Genomic DNA, 20,874 nt, shown 5'->3' with positions numbered 1-20,874 from the left:
TTTAAGCCAATTACGATAATCCTTTAAGTATTGATTTTATGTGGTTTGTGTTGTGCATCTCGTTATAAACCTCCTCGTAATCCCCTGCTTCGAGCACGTTTTTGAAATGCGTTAAATTAGTTATGTATTCAGATAAGCTTTCGAGTACGTTAGCTTTATTTTCTTTAAAAATAGGAGTCCAGGTAGCAGGATTACTTTTTGCCAGACGCACGGTTGAAGCAAAACCACTCCCGGCCATATCAAAAATATCCTTCTCATTTTTCTCCTTTTCGATGACCGTTTTACCCAGCATAAAACTGCTGATGTGCGACAAATGCGAGACGTACGCGATATGCTTATCGTGTGAATGCGGATTCATATAGCGGATTTTCATTTCTAAAGCTTCAAAAATCTGCAAGGCTTTATCCAGCAAATCGTGACGTGTTTTTTCTACTTCGCAAAGTATCATCGTCTTGTTTTTAAACAGATGCTCAATCGCTGCCGAAGGCCCCGAAAACTCCGTTCCTGCGATAGGATGTGCTGCCAAAAACTGATCGCGTCGTGGATGCTCCTTTACGGCATCGCACACACTGCCTTTTGTGGAACCCACATCTATAACCAGCGCATCTTCCTTTAACGCATCGAGAATGGGCGGCAAAAACAGATTTGCCTGATCAACAGGTATTGCCAATATGACCAGATCTGCCTGATTAATGGCCTCAAATCGTGACGAATGATCGATAACGCCCAGGCCAATAGCTTCATCCAGGTGATCTTCATTGCTATCTACACCATACAGCACAGAATCGGGCAAAATGCGTTTAAGATCGCGGGACAGGGAGCCTCCTATAAGGCCTATTCCAAGTATGTGTATGTTTTTAAATTCGTTCACCTTATTTAAATCTACTAATGGCTTCCTTAATTTTTTCTTCAGTTACGCAAAGCGAAAAGCGTATGTAACCGGCACCTTGTGATCCAAAAATAGTCCCCGGGGTAATGAAAACACTTTTATTGATCAAAATATCATCGATAAAGGCTTCGGCATCCCCTGCTCCTTCAGGCAATTTGGCCCAAATAAACATACCCGCTGTATCCTTATCATAGCTGCAACCCAGGATTTCTGCAAACTGCCACATCAACTCCCGCCGGCTTTTATAAACCTCGTTCAACGATTGAAACCACTCTTTTCCTTCCTTTAAAACAGCAGCAGCTCCTTTTTGAATGCCATAAAACATACCGCTATCCATATTGCTTTTAACCGTAAGCACCGTGTTTATGTATTCCGGGGCACCCAGCAACATACCCACGCGCCAGCCAGACATATTGAAGGTTTTACTCAGGGAGTTAAGCTCAATAGCGACTTCTTTAGCACCTTCAACTGCCAGAATACTTTGTGGATTTTCGTTTAAAATGAAACTGTAGGGATTATCATTCACCAAAAGAATCTGGTTTGCTTTCGCGAAAGCGATCAGTTTTTCAAAATCTGCCTTCGAGGCCTTGGCTCCGGTGGGCATATGCGGGTAGTTGACCCACATTAATTTCACTTTGCTTAAATCTCTTTGAGAAAGCGACTCAAAATCGGGCATCCAGTTGTGCGCTGCGTCCAGATTATAATAAACCGGCTCCGCCTCTACCAAATGGGTTACAGAGGTGTAGGTTGGATAACCGGGATTGGGAATCAACACCTCATCCCCGGGGTTTAAAAAGGCCATGCTGATGTGCATAATACCCTCTTTTGAACCCATTAGTGGGAGAATTTCGGTCTCTGCATCCAGATCAACATGATATTGTTGTTTATAAAAATCTGACATCGCCGCAGTAAGCTCGGGCAGGCCTTTATAGCTTTGGTATTGATGAGCCGGACCGTCAACCAGAGCCTTCGTTAACGCGTCTATCACGTGCGGAGGCGGTGGCAAATCTGGGCTTCCAATACCCATATTGATAATGGGTTTGCCCTGTGCTGCCAGTGCCCGCACTTCTTTCAGCTTTCGCGAAAAGTAGTATTCTGCAGTTTGATTTAACCGGTTTGCCGATTCTATAATCATGATTTTCGGTTTTTATATTCCCCAAGCACTTTAAACTCCTGTGCCATAATCTCTAATAGTTTTTTAGCCTTTTCAAAATCTTCATAACGCTCAAAGGTAACATCAACAAAAAAGGCGTATTTCCAGGGTGTTTCAATTACCGGTAAAGACTGAATCTTCGTTAGGTTTAACCGGCAATCGCTCATCACATTGAGCACTGCCGCAAGGCTTCCCCGCTTGTGGTCTGTGAGGAATTTTACCGATGCCTTATCGGGTACATCAGCCTCGGTGCGTCCGTTTGTATTTAGAATAAAAAAACGCGTCGAGTTTGCCTTTATGGTTTGTATATCTTCTGCCAGCAACTCGAGACCGTAAATCTGTGCAGCTGTTTTACTGGCAATCGCTCCTACCCCCCGGGTTTTAGCATCTGCAATACGCATAGCTGCCGCAGCCGTATCATCCTGTTCCACCAGCCTGATGTGTTCATGATTCTGAAAGAAATCATGGCACTGCAACAAAGCCATAGGATGAGACCAGACTTCTTTAAGGTCTGAAAGCTTTTGCCCCGGCAAAGCCATTAAATTCTGACTGATTTCCAGATAACGCTCTCCCTCGATGTTCAGGTTGTTTTTGTCAATTAAAGCATAATTGGGAATGATGCTTCCGGCGATCGAATTTTCAATAGCCATCACCGCATCTGTTGCAGTCTCTTTAAGCAAACTGCCCACTACATCCTGAAAACTGCCGCAAGCCACTACTTCGACCGCTTCACCAAAAAAGTCCTGTGCCACTTTGTGGTGAAAAGACCCCCGTATTCCCTGTATGGCTACTTTATGTTTCAATGCGTTGCTGCTGTTTTTTTATTTTTAATCCTTTTAGTTTCAACAAAAAAAAATCCCGATTTATTAAATCGGGACCTAAGTGCTTTATGTACTATAAGTTACTTTATAGCGGTCCCGTCTCTCTCCAGAAGAAAAAGAAGTAATAGCGATTAAAGAAGTAACCTAGATTGATCATTATCTTGATTTTTACGCTGCTAAAGTACTTAAATATTTAAGAACGCCTAGAAGAATGGGCAACTTTTACACATATCCAAATAAAACTTTACTTTTATTAAATGAACTTTAATGAGGCATCCGTATTTGTGAGATTTGTTAGAAATTTCATTATTCAACAACGTTTTCGTACAGATTGTATTTATTCTGCCTGCTAATTTTATGTTTTAATATAGAAGAGGCTGCAGTCTAATTGAGTAATTTTAGCCTTAAGCATAATTACAGCTATGTCTATACGGGTTAAAGATATTTCAAAGAAATTTGGTGAGCAGAAGGCTCTTGACACAGTAAATTTCGAAATTCAAAAGGGAGAAATCACCGGTTTTCTGGGACCCAACGGAGCCGGAAAAAGCACGTTGATGAAAATACTCACCACTCTGCTTAAACCTACTTCGGGGGAAGCTTCGGTGATCGATTTTTCTACAGAAAACGCTCCACGTAGCGTACAGCAACATGTGGGCTATCTGGCCGAAAACAACCCGCTCTATCCCGAAATGTATGTGCGGGAGTACCTAAAACTCATGGCCAATTTGAGTAAAGCACCTGCAAAACGTGTTGATGAGGTCATAGAAATGACCAGACTCAGCCCTGAAGTTTCAAAAAAAATAAAGCAACTCAGCAAAGGCTACAAACAGCGCGTGGGTCTTGCAGCCGCCCTCTTACACGATCCCGAGGTGCTTATTCTTGATGAACCCACAACAGGACTAGACCCCAATCAGCTTCGTGAAATAAGACAGCTCATACGCAGTTTGGGAAAAGACAAAACCGTGTTGCTTTCTACCCATATAATGCAGGAAGTAGAAGCGATGTGCGACCGGGTAATCATCATCAACAAAGGTAAAATTGTCGCAGATCGCAGACTTAAAGAGCTTACCGAAGCTACAGACCAACTTATTGAAGTAGAATTTGATTATCGGGTTGAAGAGGTAGCGCTTCAAAAATTACCTCATGTAAAGCAGACCAAAAACACCAGGGGTTTTGTTTATGAAATCACTTTTGAAACCACAAAAGACATGCGGCCTGCGCTTTTTGACTTTGCCCACGATAACGGTCTCAAAACCCTGCAACTCAACCGAAAAAATCAAACCCTAGAGCAATTATTTCACGAGCTTACCAGCAATTAACAAGCCTATGATTCTCTATAGTTTTGCCGTCTTTCTGATCGTCATAGCCCTATTGCCTTTAACTCGGGGTACTCATTGGATCGTAAGAGGCTGGGATTTTATTCGTGTTCAAACCTCTTTTCTGCAAATTCTCACCATCCTGCTTATAGTAATTTTAGAATTTCCCGAGGAATCCTGGGAATACACAACATTAATAAGCCTTGTTGCTGCATTTATATTTCAGGTGTTTGTGGTTTTCCCGTACTCCAAATATTATCCTTTAAGCCAGGCAAAGCCGAAGAATGCCGAATCTTTAAAACAAATAAGTTTAATAAGCAGCAATGTCTTACAAACAAACCGGGACTATGATAAACTCATCAGGGAAATTCAGGATAAAGATCCCGATCTCTTTCTGGTTATGGAAACCGACAGCCAGTGGGAAGAGGCCCTGCAGCTTTTTGAAGCAGACTATCCACACGTAGTAAGGGTACCTCTCGATAATTTATACGGTATGCACCTGTACAGCAAACTCGAACTTTCTGAAACGCAGGTAAATTACCTGGTCGAAAAAGACGTGCCCTCTATTTTCACCAAAGTACATTATGGTGGCTTTAAGCCGCTACATCTCATTTGTGTACATCCCGCCCCTCCCAGCCCTACGGAAAACGAAACCAGCGAGGAACGCGATGCCGAATTATTAATAGTAGGTAAAGCGGTGCGCGAACTTGACGATGACGCTCAGGTTATTGTTTGCGGAGACCTTAATGATGTGGTCTGGTCGCGCGTGAGTAAATTGTTTGCCCGAATCACCGGGTTGATTGATCCTCGTATAGGCCGGGGTCTCTTCCCCACTTTTCATGCCGATTACTGGTATCTGAGGTTTCCTATTGACCACCTGTTTCACTCCAAAAATATTACCGTTGATAATATGAACCGGTTAGGGCATATTGGGTCAGATCACTTCCCGATGTACTTTACCTTTTGGCTTGAAGAGTTCAAAAAAACTGAAAAACCCGAAATAGATCAGGAAACTGAAGAAGAAGTTGAGGAACGCATTGAGGAGGGTATTGAACGTGCCGAATAATTTTAAAAAAAGCTGAAATATTTACGGAGGCCTTGTAAATAGTGGCTTTACATAAATTCTCACTTATACTATAAAAAGAAAGCCTCCTTGCGGAGGCTTATTTGCCAGAATTAAGTGTCCATTGCTGAACTAGTCCCTAAACCCAATCTGACATTTTCTTAGGGGCCACCCTGGCTAACACTTCAAAACCAAAATTTAAAGATCTGGTGGCCTCTTAATCTTTCGAGCTACAAATATACTAAACTATTTTCAGTTATATTTTCAAAAATAATATATTTTTTATAAAAATTACTTGTATTAATCTACGAAGCCTTTTAATGGCTGTGATTATTGAAATCCGCAGGTTTCTTTAAAAAGATAAATGAGTTCATAATCATCTGCTATCGTCAATTCCTCATCAGTAGCAGTGAGCCTTACATTAAGAGGATAAGCGATTCCCAGAGATTGAATAGCGGCGTATTGAGCAGCAAAATATTCCTGTGCTTCGATCGCTGAACCAAAATCTACAGGATTGGTATTGACCAGAAGCGTCAGCGGATAGATCACTTCAAAGCAGCTTCCGGCTTCTGTAATCACATCGGTATAGGTAATTGCCTCATAACCGCAATCCTGCACAACCTGCATAAAGCCAGCTTCATCAGTTATCAAAACCTCCTGACCCGAATCACGTTTCACAATGCGGAATGGATAAGCAATTGAAATAATATGCCGCTCCAGGGTTTCCGACAAAATAACTTCAAGCAACCGATCGTAATTTTCGACCACGATAGTTTCACCCGTGTTATAACCTAAAGAAACAGGATAAACAAACTGAAAACACAACTCATTGAGTCGGCTTTTTGTAAGGGCAGTTTTTTCTTCGGCACTTTCTGAAATCCTCTCCAGAGTTATACGCAGGGCTGTGCTCGTTTCAAAAGTATCTTCAGGAAAAGTTTCTGATTGAGATACGGGTTCGACCGCACAGGCGGTTACTAAAAATGTTACAAGTATTAATAACGGATTTAAACGCATTTTGAGTTGTATTGAAGATGAACTCAAATATACACTATTAAGTCTTTAATCGGCTAATAAAAACACTTAAGCCGATTTACCCCTATAGCTCTGAAGGTTTTTCTGATTTTGTGCTTAGACCAAATTTCTCGATTACCTTCCCAACGGTAAGACCCTGTACAATTATGGAGAATACCACTATGATATAGGTTATTATAAGAAATAAATCCCGGTGCATTTCCTGAGTCAGACTTAAAGCCAGGGCGATTGAAATCCCCCCGCGCAAGCCGCCCCAGGTCATAATTTCATTTGTTCGGGGCACAAAGTCGAGCTTTTTGGCAAAGTAAGATATAGGCAGTAGCAAAGCGATATAACGACAGGCCAGCACCACCGGAATAGCTATAAGTCCTGCAACAACAGCATCAAATTCAAAAGTTAAAATGAGTAACTCCATCCCAATGAGCACAAACAGAATGGTGTTGAGCAAAATATCGAGAAGTTCCCAAAACTTGTCTACATAAGTCTCAGTAAGATGCGACATCGTATTTTTTCGGGAGGTATCGTTACCTACCAGCAGGCCTGCCGTTACCATTGCCAGCGGGGCCGAAGTATGCAACTTTTGAGCAATTACAGTACCGCCCATAACTGCTGCCAATGTAATGATTACCTCAATATCATAATCGTCTATACTTTTGAGCAGCTTGTATGTGATATATCCCAAAATCAAGCCCAATAAAATCCCTCCAAAAACTTCAATCCCAAATAACTTGATCACATCTAAAGCCGTAACGGGCTCTGCTGAGCCTGCTATACGAAACAAGGTCAAAAAAATTACAACTCCTACCCCATCATTGAAAAGCGATTCCCCTACAATTTTGGTCTCGAGTTGCTTGGGCGCTCCGGCCTTTTTTAAAATGCCCAAAACAGCGATTGGGTCTGTAGGCGAAATAAGTGCCCCAAAAAGAAGGCAATAGATAAAATCTACCGGAATCCCCAAAAGTACCAGTATAAGATATAATGCCCCTCCCACTAAAAAGGTGGAAGTCAGCACGCCTATGGTAGCAAAAGCCAAAACAGGGCCCCTTTGCACCTTGAGCTGCTCAAAATTGGTGTGCAAAGCACCTGCAAAGAGCAAAAAACTCAACATCCCGTCGAGCAGGACTTTTTCAAAATTTATACTTGTAATGAGCTCTCTTTCGGCCTCAAGCAAGGCGTCGTTAAAATGACTTAAACCTACTGCTGCCAGAGTAAAAAGGAGCGTTATGACCATTAAACCTATGGTATTTGGCAATTTTAAAAAACGCACATTGACGTAGCCAAATAGTGCCGAAAGCACAATTAAAATAGTACAGATGAGGTAAAAGTCCATAAAACTGCCGGTTTTTTATAAGGTATTCGTATTCACTTCTATCCAGTATCCATCGGGATCTTTCAGGTATATCTGACGCACTCCATCCGGCCGGGTGTTGGTAGTACCGGCTTCTCCGGGCCAATTTTCAAAAGGAATTTTCTTCTGCTTAAGAAACTCCATAAAAGCGTCTAAATTATTAACGTTAAGAGCCAGATGCACGCCTTTATGCGGAGTGAATTCTTCACTGCTTTCGATCAAATGAATTTGGACCTTATTATCCAGCTCAAACCATCTGAACTTCGGTCCAAGACCTGCGTTATCAATCTCCTTCAATCCCAAAATTTCGCTGTAAAAAGCAGCTGCACTATCGAGGTCTTTAACTAAAAGTGCGTCATGATCTTTGGTAAAGGTAAATTGCTGCGCATGTGCTGTCTGCATAACTAAAAGTATTACTGCCGTATTGAATATAATTTTTAAGGCGTTCATATTAATAAATTTCGTGAATCATATTGGCGATTAAGGCAGTCCATCCGGTTTGATGCGAAGCTCCCAATCCCCTGCCGGTGTCTCCGTGAAAATACTCATAGAAAAGTATCAGATCTTTAAAGTGTGGATCTTTATACATTTTTTGATAATTCTCATTTACCGGTCTGTTTCCGTCCTCATCCTCCTGAAAAAGAGTCAACAGACGCTTCATCAGGTCGTTGCGAATATCATTAAGACCCATAATCTTTCCGCTTCCTTTAGGATATTCTACCTCGAGACTCTTGCCGTAATAATCCCTAAACTCTTTGATGGCCGTGATAAACAGATAATTAAAAGGTAACCACACCGGGCCGCGCCAGTTTGAATTGCCTCCAAACATAGATGATTCTGACTCGGCAGGCTCATACTTAATCTCGTAATTTGTCCCGTCTATGTCTATTCTGTAAACCTTTTCGTGCACTTTAGAGAGTGACCTCAGCCCGTGCTTGCTTAAAAACTCCTTTTCATCAAAAACAGCATTGAGCATAATCTTCACCCGCTCTTTGGGAACCAAAGCCAACAGCAAATCTGAATCTTCAGAATATTCCTGAATCACAGGATACTTCAAATTCTCTTTACGGTATTTTCTAAACCAGTTTATACTGTATTTAAAATTAGGCAGTCTGTCTAAAGTCGTTTTACTTATGTGCAGCACGGCTACCAAAGACATCAAGCCCACGATAGACCGCACTTTTATAGGCTGAAAGTTTCCGTTTTCAAAAACCAGCTTGTCGTAAAAGAATCCCTCTTTTTCATCCCAGGTACCCTCATACTCCTCATTGAGCTGGTTGAGCGCTTCTGCAATAAAAATAAAATGCCCAAAGAACTTGGTCGCCATTTCTTCATAGGAAGGATCAACCAATGCGATCTTGATCGCGATCTCGAGCATATTGAGGCAATAAAGCGCCATCCATGAAGTACCATCAACCTGCTCCAGAGTTGCATTACCCGGGATTCCGCTGCTTCGATCAAAAACCCCGATATTATCAAGACCTAAAAAGCCTCCCTGAAATACGTTGTTTTGCCTCTTGTCTTCCTGATTAACCCACCAGGTGAAATTGAGCGACAGCTTGTTGAAAATGCGTTTGAGGAAATCAATATCCTCATAGCCGGTGCTGTCCCGTTCTATCTTATAAATCTGAAGTGCTGCAAAAGCCTGAGTAGGCGGATTAACATCACTAAAATTCCACTCGTAAGCCGGGATCTGCCCATTAGGAGCCATATACCATTCCTTGGTAAATAGCAGTAATTGTTTTTTGGCAAACTCGTGGTCTATGTAGGCCATCGTGATGCAGTGAAAGGCACTGTCCCAGGCGGCATACCAGGGATATTCCCACTTGTCGGGCATCAGATGAATGTCGTGATTTCTCAGGGTTTTCCAGTTGTGATTGCGACCGCTGGTGCGACTTTGCGGCGGTGTTGATACTTTAGGATCACCTTTAAGCCACTGCTCTACCTCGTAATTATAATATTGTTTGGTCCAAAGTAAACCTGCAAAGGCCTGCCGTTGAATTGCCTTAGCCTCGGGATCTTTAATAGCGTTGATACCTTCATAAAAATCCAGGCACTCCTGGAATCGTGTATCAAAGGTGTCATCAAAGTCTTCATTAAAGGCTGCCTCAAGCTCTTCTTTTGAGAGTCTTAATTTAAAAACCACCGTTTCTCCCGCAGGCACATCACGCTGATAGTGCGGGGCAAACTTCGTTCCTTCGGTTTTCTTTTTGGCCAGCTTATAGTCTGCCTTGATTACCGTATCATGGAAAAAATCTTTTTTGTAGGGATGATCATTGGGCTGCCCGTAAAGTCGCTGATCGTTGGTTTCATTTTCGGTAAACAGAAAATGCTCGGGTTGCTCAAAGTAGAAATTGTATTCTCCGGTATAGGGATGATTAATGTGTACCGAAGGCGTTTTGCTCTTTTTATTTTGTGTTATCTGGGGTTTAAAGGGCATATCCCGAATGCTCCAGAAATTACGAATCCACAATGTGGGTAGCACGTGCAGCTTAGCACTTTTTGAGTTTCGGTTAGTAACCGAAATACGGATGCAAATATCATCGGGACCTGCTTTTGCATATTCGGTTACAACATCAAAATATTCATTTTTATCAAAAAGACCGGTATCCAGTAGTTCATATTCCTGTTGCTTTCGATCTCTGCTTCGGTTTTTTGCAACCATTTCATCATAAGGAAAAGCATTCTGCGGGTATTTGTACAAATGCTTCATGTACGAATGTGTAGGGGTATTTTCCAGATAATAATACAGCTCCTTTACATCTTCGCCATGATTCCCTTCGGGCCCGGTAAGTCCAAACAAGCGCTCTTTTAAGATATTGTCTTTACCATTCCATAGAGCGAGGCCAAAGCACACGTTACAGTACCGGTCTGTAAAACCGGCAAGACCGTCTTCTCCCCAGCGATACATTCTGCTTCGGGCGTGATCGTGCGGAAAATACCCCCAGGCATCTCCGTTTACACTATAGTCTTCGCGTACGGTTCCCCATTGGCGCTCACTCAGGTAAGGACCCCAGTGTAACCAGTCTTCTTCCTGTGCATAATGCGCGTCAAGACGTTTTTGTTCTTGAGTATTTTTTTTAACCATTTGTAGTAAATCCGGGATAACAGGTCATACCTCCGTCAACAAAGAGGGTCGTACCATTAATATATTCTGATTCGTCTGATGCCAGCCAAGCAGCCGCACTGCCTATATCTTCGGGAACACCGATGCGCTTGTAGGGAATGAGTTCATTTAATTTATTAAGTGCTTCCTGAGTTTCCCAGGCATCGCGATTGATATCGGTCTTAATGGCTCCCGGCGCTATACTATTACAACGCACTTTAAGTGGTGCATATTCCTGACAGATACTTTCCATCAACATAACCAGCGCGCCTTTGGAAGCGGCATAATTGGTATGCCCTGCCCAAGGAATTATCTGATGCACAGAGCTCATATGAATAATTTTCCCTAAAGATTTTGAAACACCCTCACGCATGCCTCTGCGCATAAATTCGCGCAACGCCTCACGGGCACACAGGAACTGGCCGGTTAGATTGACATCAATAACCAACTGCCAGTCTTTTAGACTCATCTCATGAAGCGGGGCGTCCCGTTGCAAACCCGAATTGGCTACCAAGATATCTACGGTCCCAAATTTTTCAATAGTTTGCTTAAACATGGCCTGCACCTGATCTTCCTTACTCACGTCGCATTTAATAACAAGAGCCTCACCACAGGTATTGTCCTTATTGATTTGGGCTGCGATTTCCCGCGCCTCCTTTTCTGAAGAATTGTAGTTTACCACTACATTTGCACCATCTCTTCCCAGTGCAAGGGCTACGGCTGCCCCTATACCGGTGCTGGAGCCGGTTACTATTGCGGTCTGACCTTTTAAACGTTCGTTGGGTTTTTGCATATATTTTTAGTTTACTAAACTTACAAATCTTCTAAATTAAACTATTACTCATAGGTTAAGCCCGGTATTAACGTATTTTATAATGACACAAACACGAAATTTGATAACCTTTCAGCAGATTAAACTCTGGTTATCAAATCCTGAAAAAAATACTGCTTAACTGCTAAAAATGCAAGCTCTGAGCCGGCATTTGTTAAAGAAGTTTATGAATTGAAGTGGTAAACTCAGACGGAAGCTTTCCAAACTGCTCTTTAAATATCTTGCGAAAATACTTGGGATTATTAAAGCCCACTGCCGAAGCTGCTTCAGAAACGCTATAGCCTTCCTCACGCATAAGCTGGCTCGCCTTATTTACTTTAATGCTGCGCACATAGCTATTGATGTTCTCTCCGGTAAGGACGGTAATTTTCTTATAGAGCGAAGTTCTGCTCATCCCCAGTTCGCGGGTGAGCTTGAGAATAATAGAACCTTCAGAATCTTTAAACTTTAATACTGCCTTTTCAAAATCTGCCAAGAAAACCTTCTCCTTGTCAAGTACGCGGGTCTCTGTAGAACTAAGCTCCTGAGTATCTCCCAGACCTTTAAAATAAGTTTGCAGCAGCATTCTGCTATCGAGCAGATTTCGCACACGCGCCTTGATCAATTCGGGCTCAAAGGGTTTTGTAAGATAGTCGTCTGCACCTTCTTTATAACCGGTTACCTTAACGGCAGTATCTGCCTTGGCAGACAACATGATGATAGGAATGTGGGACGTCTCCTTAGCAGATTTGAGTTCGTGACACAAATCTATCCCATCTTTTACCGGCATCATGACATCGGTAATAATAAGATCTGGCGAAAATTTACCGGCCATGCCAATTCCTATTTCGCCATTTTCAGCGTGTATTAAATCATATTTTTCACTCAAAATAGCGTCTAAGAGTTCCAGAATATCCGGATTATCTTCAACCAGTAAAATGAGTTCGCGCTCTTTATCTCCATTTAAAATAGCCTTCTTATCATAGGTCTTGGTCTCATAACTACGCATATATACGGCAGAAGACTTTCCTGCTTTAGTCCCGGAAGCCAATGGCTCTGTGGCGTATTTAATTTTATCGGAAGGTATTTGCGATAGATCAAAAGGTATTTCTATGACAAAAGTACTTCCCTCACCCGGACGGCTGTACACCCGAAGACTACCGTTATGAAGCTCTGCAAAACGTCTGGATAAAGACAGCCCAATGCCCGAACCATTGCGTTTTACCGAGCTGTTTGAATGGTAGAACCAGTTAAAAATATGATCAAATTCTTCCGGCAATATGCCTACTCCCGAATCTTCTACCGATAGGCTGTAGGCCCTTTCGTCTGCGGTGAGTTTAATCCTGATTCGGCCCTTTTCTAAGGTGTATTTTAGCGCATTACTCATCAGGTTATTAAAGATAATCTGCAGCTTGTCTATATCGTTTGTGACGCTTAGATGAGAAAGATCAGACTCAAAACGCAGATCTATTTCCTTAACCTCGGCAGCATTGGCGTGCAGGTTTATCCATTCATCCAAAACCGGAATCAAATCATAGGTTTGTACATAAAGAATACTTAGCCCTTCTTCGGTTTTTCTAAAATCAAGCAACCGGTTTATAGAAGCCAGAAGCTCAGAAGCATTTTTCCTGATGAGATCTACCCGTGCATTATGACGTGTGGTTTTAAGCTCCTGGGCCAGAATTTCAAGCGGAGCCAGAATCAGGGTCAGCGGGGTTTTCAACTCGTGAGAAAATCCGGAATAAAACCGCATACGCTCTTCGTTAAAGTCGTGCTCCAACTGGCGTTGTCGTTTTTCGAAGAGCAGGGAGTTTTTGAGCTTTAAGCGTTCGGAATAGTATTTAAACCCAAGATAAATAAGAACAACCGCTAAAACAAAATACAGCAGATAGGCCGGCATCGTAAGCCAAAAAGGCGGCGTAATGGTCAAAGGTAACTCGCGGGTGGTTGCTGCTCCAGATTGCTCAACGGCTTTAATTATAAGTTTATACTTTCCTGAAGGCAGGTTTGTAAAATTGATGTGACCGTTAGTTCCCAGTTCGACCCAGGTGTTGCTGTACCCTTCAAGCAAATACGAGTATCTCACGTCCTGTGAAAACGGATATTTTAAAAGCGCAAAATCTATTGAAAATAACTTCTCTCGGTAGGTAAGCTTCAGGAGATCAAGTGCATTGAGGCTTTTCGGTAAGAGTGCAGCTTCGGCTTCAGGCTGTATTGCCACCTGTTCATTATTCACACTTAATCCTTTAAAAACTATACCGTATTGTTTGTCTTCGCCGTACAAATTTTCGGGCTTGAAAATATTTAAACCTTTATTCCCCCCAAACCATAAATTTCTGCGTTCATCCAGAAGTGCAGTACCTATGTTAAACTCACTTTTTTGGATTGCCCGGGGATTTAAGAGATTAGAAACCGTGTTGGTTTTAAGATTATAGGCGCTCAATCCATTATTTGTGCTTAACCACACTTCATCCTCGTCATATCTTACAATACTGTTTACCGTGGTATTAGGCAGGCCATCTTCTTCATTGATTATGTCAAAATCAGCAGTGCGGGTATTGAAACGGATGAGTCCACCAAAACGGCTGCCCGCCAGGAGTTCTTCATCATTAATTAAAATAAGTGAAAAGAATATATCTGACGGAAGTCCTTTAAGCCGCTGTGAATTAAAATTTGAATACTGCCGGGTAACCGGATTGTATTTTAGAATACCATCCCCATAGGTTGCCATCCAGAAATTGCCGCGACTGTCCTGAGCTATAGCCCGAATATCCCGTTTACCCAACAATTCGACATAATCAAAAGTATCATTGACTTCGTCGTATTTATAAAGTCCGCCCCGGTTTGTACCTACCCAAATGGTTTTCTGATCATCTTCAAAAATGGTACGCACATCATTACCGGCAGCCTGACTTTCCTGAAGATAATGCGACCAGATCCCATTTTTCATTTTATTGAGTCCGCCCTTGTAGGTACCAGCCCAAAGTCGCCCCTTTGAATCTTCAAGAAGAGCCAGCACATAGTCGTTACTAAGGCCAGACTGATCCCGGCTTGAGGCAAAAGGAGTTATTTTTCCGGTTGCAGCGTGATACAAATCAATACCACCGCCATCTGTACCAATATAGACATTGCCTTCGCGGCTGTTTGCTAAAGAAGCGATACGGTCGTGACTTAGCAGTCCCCGCACCGATGATTCTTCATTTATAAGCTTAATAGGTTCCCCTTTAGGGTTTACAAAATTGAGTCCGTTACTGGTGCCAATCCACATATTACCTCCCCGGTCTAATTTAAGAGCCGAAACGGTACGGTTAAAAACACTGCTTCCGTCTTTGCGCGGTAAAAAACGGGTAAGCTGTATTTCACCTTTTCCTTCAACGAAAGACTTCATGTTTAAGATATTGAGCCCTCCATTGCGGGTACCAATCCACATTCTGCCCTGATTGTCTTCGGCAAAACATAAAATCTCTTCATCGCTGAGCGCATCTTCAGAACCGGCACCCAGCGAATTAATCACACCATCCCTGCGAAGTACAAAAAGACCGTTTTGGGAACCAATCCACAGATTTTGACCGGCATCGAGATGAAGGGCCTGTACGCCGGGTTGCTCCTCATTGTCAGGAAGCTGTTCAAAATAAATTCGGCTTACTGTTTTAGATCTGAGATCAATACGATTAAGGCCTTTGCGATAGGTTCCCACCCAAAGAATCGAATCTCCCTGAAGCAGCATACTGGACACTTCGTTATAACTCAAGGAAGCTTTGTTTTTGGGTTCATGCCTGTATGCGGCAAGCTCACGATAGTTAGCATCAAATACCCGAACACCTGCATGGGTATAGCCCACATAATAATTACCGTTTGCACCCTTTTTTACCGCACGTACATTATCTGAAGGAAGATCAAAAGCAGCAATCTTCGTAAAAGCATCTGTTTTGCCGGAATACAGATCTAAGCCTTCATCTGTTAAAACTAAAAGGTCACCGTTCTGCTCATAATTAATATGATCTACATAATTATTATAAAGACTTAGGGTGTCTGTACTGCGATGTCTGTAAATTTTAAATGAACTACCATCGTAGCGATTAAGGCCGTCGATGGTTCCTACCCAGATAAACCCCGAAGCATCCTGCTCAATACTGTTAATGTAACTGTTTGAAATACCGCTTGATAGATCAAAATTATAAAAGGTGAGTTGCTCATCAATATTTTCAACCGGCTTACAACGCACTTGACCACTAAGCGTGTAACCACAAAAAATCAGAAGAACTAAGGGAATTAACTTCATAAACTTTAAGAGGGGTTTAACAATTATCAAATTTACAATTTCGGGCTTTAAAACTTGTTACATCACTAAAATTAAGGGTTTATTATTCACAATTACCATTTTGTACCCCTTAAAATGACAGTGCCCCCCCTTTATTTAACATAAAATTGTTAGAAAATTGTAACGTCAACGAAAACGATTACGTGAAGAAATTGACACAATAAAAACAACTAAAACACGAATGTATGACTAATTATTATTTGACTAAAAAGGCCGCTGTTCTCTACAGCATGCTGCTTTTTCTGTTTTCCTGGAGCATAACTGCACAGGAAAAACAAATAACGGGTGTAGTAACAGACATGAACAATACACCCTTACCCGGTGTGAGTGTTCTCGTTAAAGGCACCTCTACCGGTACTGTTACCGGTTTTGACGGCGATTTCAGCATCACGGCATCTGCCGCTGATGTACTGGTTTTCTCGTATGTAGGATTTACAGAGCAGGAAATCACTGTTGGAACTAAAAATACGATCAACGTTAAAATGCAGGAAAACGTTGCAGAACTCAACGAAGTCGTTTTAGTAGGTTATGGCCAAAAGTCTAAAACTACCCTTACAGGATCTGTTTCAACCGTAAAAGGAGAAGAATTGGTTAAAAGTCCGCAGCCTAACCTGTCCAACTCGTTTGCCGGTAGGTTATCTGGGGTTGTAGCCAACAACAGATCTGGTGAACCGGGAGCTGATGGCGCGACCATCCGCATTCGCGGGATCAGCACCACAGGCGACAACAATCCTCTGGTAGTAATAGATGGTATCCCAAACCGATTGGGAGGTCTGGAGCGTCTTAACCCAAACGACGTAGAAAACATCACCGTACTTAAAGATGCTTCTGCTGCAATTTATGGGGCTCAGGCTGCAAACGGGGTTATTTTAATAACTACCAAACGCGGTAAAATGGGTAAACCCAGCTTTAGCGTAACAGCAAACCAGGGATTTTCAACACCGGCGAACTTACCAAAATTAGCCGACTCGCCTACCTACGCTACTATTCTTAATGAAATCAACTTCTACCGAAACCCAAGCGGTGGTATGAATCAGATCTACAGTCAGGAAGAAATTGCCTTATTTGCTAACGGAAGTGACCCTGACAACTACCCAAATACCAGCTGGACCGATGAAGCAATCAGCGACTGGTCGCTACAGGACAACGAAAATGTTTCTATACGAGGGGGTGGTGAAAATTTCAGATATTTTACCTCTTTAGGCCGTACCAATCAGGATGGTATTTACAAAGATGGAATCAACAATTACAAGCAGGTAAACCTGCGAGCCAACCTGGATGTTGATGTGACTTCAAACCTCACCCTGGGCGTAGACCTCAACTACCGCAAGGAAGATCGTATATTCCCAACACGTAGTGCGGGAGATATTTTTAGAGCGATCTACAGAACCTATCCTACAATCCCTGCCCGTTATTCTAACGGTTTGCCTTCTGCAGGTGTTGAACAGGGACAGAACCCCATTATTATTCCTACCGGAATTCCGGGAACTGATGTACAGCCTACAACGGTATTGAACTCAACCCTTACGTTAGACTATAAATTACCCATTGAAGGTCTGTCTATAAAAGGTTTTTATTCTGAAGACCGAAGCTTTGCAGCCCGTAAACGCTTTGCAATTCCCTTTACGGTCTATCAGATCGACAATAGCACAAACCCGCCTTCATTTAATGAAGTAACCGCAGGCCCAGATTCCCGTACACCCGAATTATTACAGGCTCAGGACAACAACCAGCTCCAAACGGCAAACATACGCCTTAACTTTGAGCGCAGTTTTGGACTGCACCACATCAATTCGTTTATCGCTTATGAGCAGCAGGAAAGTGACCGCAGCTATTTTGATGCGTTCCGCAGTGGGTTTATCTCAGCCGAAATTCCTGAGTTTAATCTGGGTGGTGGTGAACCGGAGCAAAGTACTAACAGCGGTTTTAGCCAGCGTTTTACCCGTCGTAACTACTTTAGCCGTATTTCTTATGATTATGACCAAAAATATTTGGCAGAAGTACAGGCCAGATACGATGGTTCTTCCCGCTTTGCAGACGGAAACCGCTATGGCTTTTTCCCAAGTATTTCTGCAGGTTGGAGAATTTCAGCAGAAGAGTGGTTTAAATCTGAAGATGTAAAAAACCTAAAAGTTAAAGCCTCTTACGGTTTATTAGGTAATGACCGAATCAATCCGTTTCAATACTTAAACACCTTCGCATTACGTCCTACAGATTTTGTAGATCCAAACGGCACTCCATTACCTATTTTTATCATCAACCAGCTTGCAAACCCCGGAATCACCTGGGAAACTGCCCGAAAACTGGATATTGGTGTAAGTGCAGACCTGTTTGACAGCTTCAGTATTGAGCTTGATTACTTTCACGAAGTGCGTAGCGATTTGTTAACTGCTCGTAGCGGGTCCTTACCTTTAGTTTCAGGTATCGTTAATGAGGTGGGTCTGGATGCAATCATTCCGCAGGAAAATATTGGTGAAGTTAAAAACCGTGGTTTTGAAGCCGTGTTGGGCTATGATAAAACCTGGGGTGAGTTTAACTTTTTTGCCGATGCAAATTTCACCTTCAATAAAAATGAAGTTGTCTTCTTAGACGATCCACAGGGTATCCCGGATTATCAGTTATCAAAAGGAAAACCCCTTGGTTCAGAACTACTTTACGAAGCAATTGGTATCTTTAGAACTCAGGAAGATTTAGACAATAACGTAACGCTTCCCGGGCAGCAATTGGGAGACCTCATCTACCGCGATGTGGATGGCGACGGTGAAATTACACAGTTAGACCGTGTACGTCAGGAATTGACAAATGTTCCGCAAATTGTTTACGGTTTAACTCTGGGAGCTAATTATAAAAACTTTGATTTGACCGTCTTATGGCAAGGTCAGGCGCGTTCGGTGCAGTATGTAGCTCCGGAGTCTGGAGAGGTAGGAAACTTCTTCAGCAGCTGGGCAGACAACCGCTGGAGCCCTACCAACCCTAACGGAAGCTATCCACGCGTAGATGTACGTACCTCTTCAAGCATTAATGAGGGATTGTTCAGAAATGATTTCTGGCTGGTGAACACTTCGTTCTTAAGGCTGAAAAACGTGGAGTTGGGCTACAGCCTGCCTCAAAGCAGCTTGTCGTTCTTAGGCATCTCAACGGCTCGAATTTATGCAAGCGGCTACAACCTGGTCACTTTTACCGAGTCTAAAGATGTTGACCCGGAAGGTGCCAGCAACAACGGGCAATTCTATCCGCAATTAAAAACATACAACATAGGTATTAACGTTAACTTTTAAGTGATGAAGAAATTAATAATGATGTTAGCTCTGGGCAGTCTTTCATTGGTTCATCTGAGCTGTGATGAAGATTTACTGGATGTAGAAAGTACAAGTTTAACAGACCAGGCCGTATGGGCAGACCCTGTATTAGCAGAAGCTTTTGTAAGAGGTTTGTACACCGGTGTGCGCCTGGCAGACAAAGAGCCCGGGCATAATGGTGGTGACACCCCTGCCGGTTTTGGGCGTGGTTTTCACTGGGCGATGTGGGCTTCGGTTTCTGACGAGGCCATCTACAGCAATGATGACGCAACCTACCTGGTACAACGCGGCCAAATGAGCCCAAGTAACTACGGTTTTATGAGTACAACCTGGGGACGCAGCTTCCGAAATATTCGCGAGGTAAATTTGGCGCTTTCCAATATTGATACAGACTCCTCGCCTTTTGATCAGGAAACCAAAGATCTATTGATAGGTGAATTGCATTTCATACGTGCGTTCAGGTATTTTGAACTGTTAAGAGGTTTTGGCGAAGTCCCCCTTATGGGAGACGAGGTTTACGACCTAACCAGCAATTTTGACGCGCTTTACGATAGAAAGAGTAAAGACGAAGTGGTGGCTTATATCGAAAGTGAACTGGAATTGGCTATAGATTTACTGCCTGCTTCTAACGGAGCACGTGCAACAGATGCAGCAGCAATGGCTTTAAAATCAAGATTATTATTGTATGCAGCAAGCCCGTTATTTACTGATGGTGTAGACGACACTGCAAAATGGGCCAAAGCCGCTCAGGCCGCCAAAGATGTGATGGACCTTAACCGCTTTAGCCTGGTTACCAATCTCGATTCAGACCCTTCTGAAAACTTCAGAAAACTGTTTGTTACCCAAAGTATGACCAGCGAAGACATCTTTATGCGCTTTTATATGCCTGCCAGCAACAGTGGCGGTCGCGCTATTCCTATTGAGCGTATGAACGGACCTAACGGTTCAGGTGGCTGGGGAGGTAACTGCCCTATGCAAAACCTGGTAGATGATTTTGAAATGATAGACGGCTCCGACATCGAGGATGCAAACTCAGGATACGACCCGCAAAACCCTTATGTAAACCGTGATCCGCGTTTTTATGCAACTATTGTTTACAACGGTTCTACCCTTAGAGATCGTGCTTACGAGTCTTTTGTGCCTAACGGAAAGGACAGCCCCGATGGTAACGAGCCCTGGAACACCTCTCCTACCGGTTACTTAATGCGCAAATTCATTCAGGAAGATATAACCCTGAACGACTGGAATAATATGGGAGCTTCTCCCTGGAGGTATTTTAGATATGCTGAAATTTTGCTCAACTATGCCGAAGCACAAAACGAAGCTGCAGGTCCTGATCTGTCTGTTTACAACGCCGTAAACGCGGTGCGCCAGCGTGCAGGTATGCCGGTTTTAAGCGGACTCACCAAAGCCCAGATGCGTGAAGCCTTGCAAAACGAGCGCAGAGTAGAATTAGCTTATGAAGAGCATCGTTATTTTGATGTACGTCGCTGGATGATCGCAATGGATGTTGAGAACGAACCTGCAAAATCTATTGAAATTACCAGAGCTTCAAACGGCAACCTTACCTATGAGGAAGGTATTGCCCTGGAAGGCAAAAAGTTTGAAGAAAAACACTATTGGTTCCCAATACCTTTAAGCGACATCACCGCATCGGGTGGTAAGCTTCAACAAAACCCGGGATATCAACAAGGTAACTAACGTTTTCCATAAAA

Annotated in this window: 13 protein-coding genes; 4 read left to right on the top strand and 9 right to left on the bottom strand. The window is 42.8% G+C overall.

Annotated features, from left to right (window positions below):
* Positions 1-10 precede the first annotated feature (10 nt).
* Genes ACSSS3_RS10090 through ACSSS3_RS10080 form a run of 3 tightly spaced genes read right to left on the bottom strand, consistent with a single transcriptional unit; the run spans position 11 to position 2,845 of the window.
* Positions 11-871: a prephenate dehydrogenase gene (locus ACSSS3_RS10090; protein ID WP_442844517.1), complete on the bottom strand. Its 861-nt coding sequence runs from the start codon at positions 869-871 to the stop codon at positions 11-13.
* Between the two features lies 1 nt (position 872).
* A complete protein-coding gene (locus tag ACSSS3_RS10085; protein WP_442844516.1) occupies positions 873-2,024 on the bottom strand; it encodes a pyridoxal phosphate-dependent aminotransferase in 1,152 nt (383 codons plus the stop codon).
* Entirely contained in the window at positions 2,021-2,845 is an 825-nt protein-coding gene (locus ACSSS3_RS10080; protein WP_228231211.1) for a prephenate dehydratase, read from the bottom strand. Before ACSSS3_RS10080 ends, ACSSS3_RS10085 begins: the two co-directional genes overlap by 4 nt.
* A 440-nt stretch (positions 2,846-3,285) precedes the next feature.
* Here ACSSS3_RS10080 and gldA point away from each other — a divergent pair, with 440 nt between their 5' ends.
* Both gldA and ACSSS3_RS10070 read left to right on the top strand, forming a co-directional pair.
* Positions 3,286-4,182, top strand: a complete 897-nt coding sequence (gldA, locus tag ACSSS3_RS10075; protein ID WP_228231212.1) for a gliding motility-associated ABC transporter ATP-binding subunit GldA — start codon at positions 3,286-3,288, stop codon at positions 4,180-4,182.
* 7 nt (positions 4,183-4,189) lie between these two features.
* On the top strand, positions 4,190-5,245 hold the full coding sequence (locus tag ACSSS3_RS10070; RefSeq protein WP_442844515.1) for an endonuclease/exonuclease/phosphatase family protein: 1,056 nt from the start codon (positions 4,190-4,192) through the stop codon (positions 5,243-5,245).
* 327 nt (positions 5,246-5,572) lie between these two features.
* Here the strand turns inward: ACSSS3_RS10070 and ACSSS3_RS10065 are convergent, their stop codons facing one another.
* From ACSSS3_RS10065 to ACSSS3_RS10040, 6 genes are all read right to left on the bottom strand, one after another.
* Complete coding sequence (locus ACSSS3_RS10065) at positions 5,573-6,283, bottom strand: hypothetical protein (protein WP_442844514.1); 711 nt, start codon at positions 6,281-6,283, stop codon at positions 5,573-5,575.
* Positions 6,284-6,338: 55 nt separating this feature from the next.
* A complete protein-coding gene (locus ACSSS3_RS10060; RefSeq protein WP_442844513.1) occupies positions 6,339-7,604 on the bottom strand; it encodes a cation:proton antiporter in 1,266 nt (421 codons plus the stop codon).
* Between the two features lie 15 nt (positions 7,605-7,619).
* Positions 7,620-8,024, bottom strand: a complete 405-nt coding sequence (locus tag ACSSS3_RS10055; protein ID WP_442844512.1) for a VOC family protein — start codon at positions 8,022-8,024, stop codon at positions 7,620-7,622.
* Positions 8,025-8,073: 49 nt separating this feature from the next.
* Positions 8,074-10,710 (bottom strand): MGH1-like glycoside hydrolase domain-containing protein, encoded by a 2,637-nt coding sequence (locus ACSSS3_RS10050; protein WP_442844511.1) that lies wholly within the window; start codon positions 10,708-10,710, stop codon positions 8,074-8,076.
* On the bottom strand, positions 10,703-11,521 hold the full coding sequence (locus ACSSS3_RS10045; RefSeq protein ID WP_442844510.1) for an SDR family oxidoreductase: 819 nt from the start codon (positions 11,519-11,521) through the stop codon (positions 10,703-10,705). The genes ACSSS3_RS10050 and ACSSS3_RS10045 overlap by 8 nt, the downstream gene beginning before the upstream one ends.
* Before the next feature lie 193 nt (positions 11,522-11,714).
* The gene (locus ACSSS3_RS10040) at positions 11,715-15,821 is read right to left on the bottom strand and encodes a hybrid sensor histidine kinase/response regulator transcription factor (RefSeq protein ID WP_442844509.1); all 4,107 of its coding nucleotides are present in this window, start codon (positions 15,819-15,821) and stop codon (positions 11,715-11,717) included.
* A 224-nt stretch (positions 15,822-16,045) separates the two neighbouring features.
* Between ACSSS3_RS10040 and ACSSS3_RS10035 the strand changes: the two genes are divergently transcribed.
* Both ACSSS3_RS10035 and ACSSS3_RS10030 read left to right on the top strand, forming a co-directional pair.
* Complete coding sequence (locus ACSSS3_RS10035; protein ID WP_228231220.1) at positions 16,046-19,138, top strand: SusC/RagA family TonB-linked outer membrane protein; 3,093 nt, start codon at positions 16,046-16,048, stop codon at positions 19,136-19,138.
* Positions 19,139-19,141: 3 nt separating this feature from the next.
* Positions 19,142-20,860, top strand: coding sequence for a RagB/SusD family nutrient uptake outer membrane protein (locus tag ACSSS3_RS10030; protein WP_442844508.1), 1,719 nt, complete (start codon positions 19,142-19,144; stop codon positions 20,858-20,860).
* The last annotated feature ends 14 nt before the right edge of the window (positions 20,861-20,874 follow it).

Source organism: Leeuwenhoekiella sp. H156 (assembly GCF_052218455.1).
In the GTDB taxonomy this organism is placed as follows: Bacteria; Bacteroidota; Bacteroidia; order Flavobacteriales; family Flavobacteriaceae; genus Leeuwenhoekiella; species Leeuwenhoekiella parthenopeia.
The sequence above is the reverse complement of the archived record's forward strand: the minus strand, read 5'-3'. Positions and strand labels throughout refer to the sequence as shown.